This is a genomic window from Pseudomonas sp. Sample_9 (assembly GCF_004307535.1).
GTDB lineage: Bacteria > Pseudomonadota > Gammaproteobacteria > Pseudomonadales > Pseudomonadaceae > Aquipseudomonas > Aquipseudomonas mercuritolerans.
On sequence record NZ_RAZO01000129.1, the window covers coordinates 1 to 4054 of the forward strand.

5 protein-coding genes and 1 tRNA gene are annotated in these 4054 nt (G+C 58.8%); 2 read left to right on the plus strand and 4 right to left on the minus strand.

Going from position 1 to position 4054, the window contains the following annotated elements:
* Positions 1-252: 252 nt before the first annotated feature.
* Positions 253-340, minus strand: a tRNA-Ser gene (locus tag D6877_RS06845).
* A 123-nt stretch (positions 341-463) separates the two neighbouring features.
* Here D6877_RS06845 and D6877_RS06850 point away from each other — a divergent pair.
* On the plus strand, positions 464-1135 hold the full coding sequence (locus D6877_RS06850; protein ID WP_008006561.1) for a Bax inhibitor-1/YccA family protein: 672 nt from the start codon (positions 464-466) through the stop codon (positions 1133-1135).
* A gap of 65 nt (positions 1136-1200) precedes the next feature.
* On the opposite strand, the gene D6877_RS06855 is transcribed toward D6877_RS06850, so the two are convergent.
* Entirely contained in the window at positions 1201-1530 is a 330-nt protein-coding gene (locus tag D6877_RS06855; RefSeq protein ID WP_130910296.1) for a YceK/YidQ family lipoprotein, read from the minus strand.
* A 58-nt stretch (positions 1531-1588) separates the two neighbouring features.
* Positions 1589-2026 carry an Lrp/AsnC family transcriptional regulator gene (locus D6877_RS06860; RefSeq protein ID WP_056785725.1) on the minus strand — a complete coding sequence of 146 codons (438 nt, stop codon included), beginning with the start codon at positions 2024-2026 and terminating at the stop codon, positions 1589-1591.
* Positions 2027-2174: 148 nt separating this feature from the next.
* Here D6877_RS06860 and D6877_RS06865 point away from each other — a divergent pair, with 148 nt between their 5' ends.
* The gene (locus D6877_RS06865; RefSeq protein ID WP_130910297.1) at positions 2175-3068 is read left to right on the plus strand and encodes a DMT family transporter; all 894 of its coding nucleotides are present in this window, start codon (positions 2175-2177) and stop codon (positions 3066-3068) included.
* A gap of 3 nt (positions 3069-3071) precedes the next feature.
* Here D6877_RS06865 and D6877_RS06870 read toward each other — a convergent pair whose 3' ends face one another.
* A complete protein-coding gene (locus D6877_RS06870) occupies positions 3072-4052 on the minus strand; it encodes an FUSC family protein (protein WP_130910298.1) in 981 nt (326 codons plus the stop codon).
* Between the last annotated feature and the right edge of the window lie 2 nt (positions 4053-4054).

Here is a 4054-nt window from a genome sequence, read left to right on the forward strand (position 1 = left end):
GAAGGCGTTTTAGCTTTTCCACAATGCGACCCTGATCTGAATAAACAGGCTTGTTAAGCCGGATGGATGAAATGCTAACGCCAATTTGAATTCGGGGCCATTGCGGTCAAGGCAAAGTAGCTTGGAAATTGACGGCTGGAGAGTGGCTGCGAGCGATCGAAGAATAGGGACAACCCGCAAACGGGAAGATTCGATTTTCAAACGCCAGAAACGACAAAGCCCTGAATAATCAGGGCTTTGTCGTACATAAGATGGCGGAGGCGATGGGATTCGAACTCATGGACCTGTTACAGTCGACGGTTTTCAAGACCGTTGCCTTAAACCACTCGGCCACACCTCCGTTTGCGTTGCGGGCGCCATAATACCTGAATGAAACACACTGTCAAACTCTCTGCATGGCTTGTTACAGAGCGTCTGTTATGATCTTTGCGACTGAACGTTTCAAACCAACAGGAGTGTCGCCATGCGCGAACAGGATTACGCAGTTAATAACAGCGTGCAGGCTGAGCAGCTAGAGGTTAGCCGCGTCCTGCGCAACACTTATGGTCTCTTGGCTCTGACCCTCGCATTCAGCGGCGTGATGGCCTTCGTAGCCCAGCAGATGCGTGTCGGCTACCCGAACATTTTCGTGGTGCTGATCGGCTTCTACGGGCTGTTCTTCCTCACCAACAAACTCCGTGATTCCGCGTGGGGCCTGGTGTCCGCCTTCGCGTTGACCGGTTTCATGGGTTTCCTGCTCGGCCCGATCCTCAACCGTTACCTGGGCATGCAGGGCGGCGCTGAAGTGGTCAGCTCGGCTTTCGCCATGACCGCACTGGTGTTCGGTGGCCTGTCGGCCTACGTGCTGATCACCCGCAAGGACATGAGCTTCCTTGGCGGCTTCATCACCGCAGGTTTCTTTGTCCTGCTGGGCGCTACGCTGGCGAGCTTCTTCTTCCAGATCAGCGGCCTGCAACTGGCGATCAGCGCCGGCTTCGTGCTGTTCTCGTCGGTCTGCATTCTGTTCCAGACCAGCGCGATCATCCACGGCGGTGAGCGCAACTACATCATGGCGACCATCAGCCTGTATGTATCGATCTACAACCTGTTCGTCAGCCTGCTGCAACTGTTCGGCATCATGAGCCGCGACGACTGATCGTAATGGCTGCAATAAAAAACCCGCTTCGGCGGGTTTTTTATCGTCTGGAGAAAAGTGTCTGCTCAGTTGATGACGATGCTGCCGTCCACTTGCTGACGGTAGATCGTGTAGGGCAGCAGCAAAGTATCGAGCGCGCCGGAGACCACGGCGTCCACCAGCACCACCGGAATGGCCGCGTTGCGGTGATCATCGGGATCGATGCCTGAGGCCAGCGGAGCGTTCAGCGTGCAGAAGTCATAAGCGAGGCCGCTGTAGATTCTCGGCACCGCGCCGCAATAACTTTTCTGCTGCTTGAGCCCGTCAACGGCAGCCTGATCGTTGCGTGCTACCGTTTGAATCGTGCCACAGCCGCCGAGCAGCATGCCGGCCAGCAGTATTGCCTGAATTTTCATAGCGCCATTCCTTAGCCGCGAAAAACCCCAATCTACCCTGATCATTGGTAAAAGACACCTACGCCATCGGTGGCAGGCGTCGCTTGACCGGGGTCTTCTTGACGATCGCGGTGTTGGTTTCGGCCAACGTATTCAGTCGGTCGAGCAGGGTATCGAGCTGTTCCATCGAGCGCACGTGCAGTCGGGCGATAAAGCAGTCGTCACCGGTGACCTTGTCGCACTCGGTGAACTCAGGGATCGACATGATCTGCCGCTCAACCTCCTGCAATTGCCCTGGCAGCGGCCGTACACGGACGATCGCCTGCAACTGATAGCCGAAGCACTTCGGATCGATCTCCACGGTGTAGCCCTTGAGCACGCCACGTTCCTCCAGGCGCCGCAACCGTTCGGCAACGCTTGGCGATGACAAACCGCTGATCTGCGCCAGCGCTTTCAGTGAGCGCCGCGAGTCTTCCATAAGCGCGCTGATGAGGATCTGATCGATATCGTCAGTCACATTCAAACTCCGGATTAGGCAAAGGGCGCAAATCACCCTCGATAAAAAAGGCGAAAACCAAGTTTAGCCTGCTTTATGCGCTGGAGCAGCCCGAGGTGCGCTTGGCATACTTTTGCCACGCTTCGCTCACAGCCTCAGGAGAACAATAATGGACAACCCAATTCGCCGCGGCTCGCTGGAAATGACCGCCGCCATGCTGATATCCGGGACGATCGGCTGGTTTGTGCTGGTGTCCGGGCAACCGGTGCTGGACGTGGTGTTCTGGCGCTGCGTGTTCGGCGCCGGGACCTTGCTGTTGGTCTGCGCCGCGTTCGGCTACCTGCGTCCGGGGATGCTGACCCGCACAACGTTTCTGCTGGCGGTGCTCAGTGGTGGGGCGATTGTCGGCAATTGGGTGCTGCTGTTCGCGTCCTATTCCCGCGCCTCGATTGCCATCGGCACCGCAGTCTATAACGTGCAGCCATTCATGCTGGTCGGTCTGGCGGCACTGTTTCTCGGCGAGAAAATTACCCTGCAGAAGCTGTTCTGGCTGGCGATTTCGTTCATGGGCATGCTGGCGATCGTCAGCGCCCATGGCACGCAAAGCGAGGAGGGTAACGATTACTTGATAGGGATTGCCCTGGCGTTGGGCGCGGCGTTTCTGTATGCGATCGCGGCACTGATCATCAAGCGCCTGACCGGCACGCCGCCACATCTGATCGCGCTGATTCAAGTCTGCACCGGGGTGTTGTTGCTCGCGCCGTTCGCGCATTTCGATGCGTTGCCGCAAGGCGTCGAAGCCTGGGCCAGTCTGCTGACTCTCGGGATCGTGCACACCGGTCTGATGTACGTTTTGCTGTACGGTGCGATTCAGAAATTGCCGACGGCATTGACCGGCGCGCTGTCCTTTATCTATCCGATTGCGGCGATCTTCGTTGACTGGTTCGCCTTCGGCCATCGCCTCGAATTGCTGCAATGGATAGGCGTCGCAGCGATCCTGCTGGCCGCCGCCGGCATGCAACAAGGTTGGGGCTGGAAAGCCCGGCGGCTGGCGGCGCAATAAGGATCAGATGTTCCAGCGCAGTGCGGTTGCTGCCAGGCGCTGGCGCATCTCGCTGATGTTGGCCGCCAGTTGCCGGGTCAGCATCCGGTAGCCGTCGAGCGTATTGGCGACTGGCGCATCAAGGTCCGCTGCTGGCAGCTCCATCGGTCGCTCCAGCCGTTGCGAGGCCCCGGTTTTCAATGCGCGAGCCATGCCGATCAGCTGCACGCGAATCTGCCGGTGCTCAGCCTTCAGCGCCGTTTGCAGATGTGCCATGGCCTGTGGGTCGCTGAGGTTGGGGCGGATATTGCCGAGAATCTCCAGCGTGCTGATGCACATGCGCAGGTTGCGCTGAATCGCGTCGAGCTCGGTCATGGAGATCTTCACTTCCTTGGACACCGACGGCATCAGCGAGCGCAACTGCACCATCACCGCACCTACCTTGCTCATCAGCCGCACATGCTCGTCGGCGCTGACCGCTTCACCGTTGATGATGCGCCCGTACACCGTGGCGCAGTCCCGTAACGCGTCTGCAAGGTTGTAACGCCACGAGTAGACCGCATACAGCGGCAAAGCAAAGGAGAAAGCCAGCGCGAGGGCGATGCCGATCAGGATGTCGACGCCACGCCACAGACCATCGGTGATCGGATTGTCGCCATGTCCGGCGACGATGAACACAGTGATCGCTGAGAGCAGGGCGGTGTAGCCGCCCTTGCCGATCGCGTGATAAGAGAAAAACCCACACACCACGGCCATGGAAAAGTAGGTCAGCCACGGCATGCCCAGCCAGGCGTGCTGCGCCACCAAGGCCAATCCGACCCCCGCGCCGATCAGGGTGCCAATGGCGCGCTCGGCGGCTTTTTTGCCGATGTTGCCGTGATGCTGCAAACCGCCGATCACCACCAGCATGGTCACCGATGCCCATTCACCGTGGGGCAGGTTGATGCCAGTAGTCAGCAGAATCGTCGCCAGCAACCCCAGCGCCACCCGCACGGAATGGATCAGGC

Bases quoted from the DNA above. Each gene is read 5' to 3' on its own strand.
- D6877_RS06850 (WP_008006561.1), top strand. From the start codon at position 464: ATGCGCGAACAGGATTACGCAGTTAATAACAGCGTGCAGGCTGAGCAG.
- D6877_RS06855 (WP_130910296.1), bottom strand. From the start codon at position 1,530: ATGAAAATTCAGGCAATACTGCTGGCCGGCATGCTGCTCGGCGGCTGT.
- D6877_RS06865 (WP_130910297.1), top strand. From the start codon at position 2,175: ATGGACAACCCAATTCGCCGCGGCTCGCTGGAAATGACCGCCGCCATG.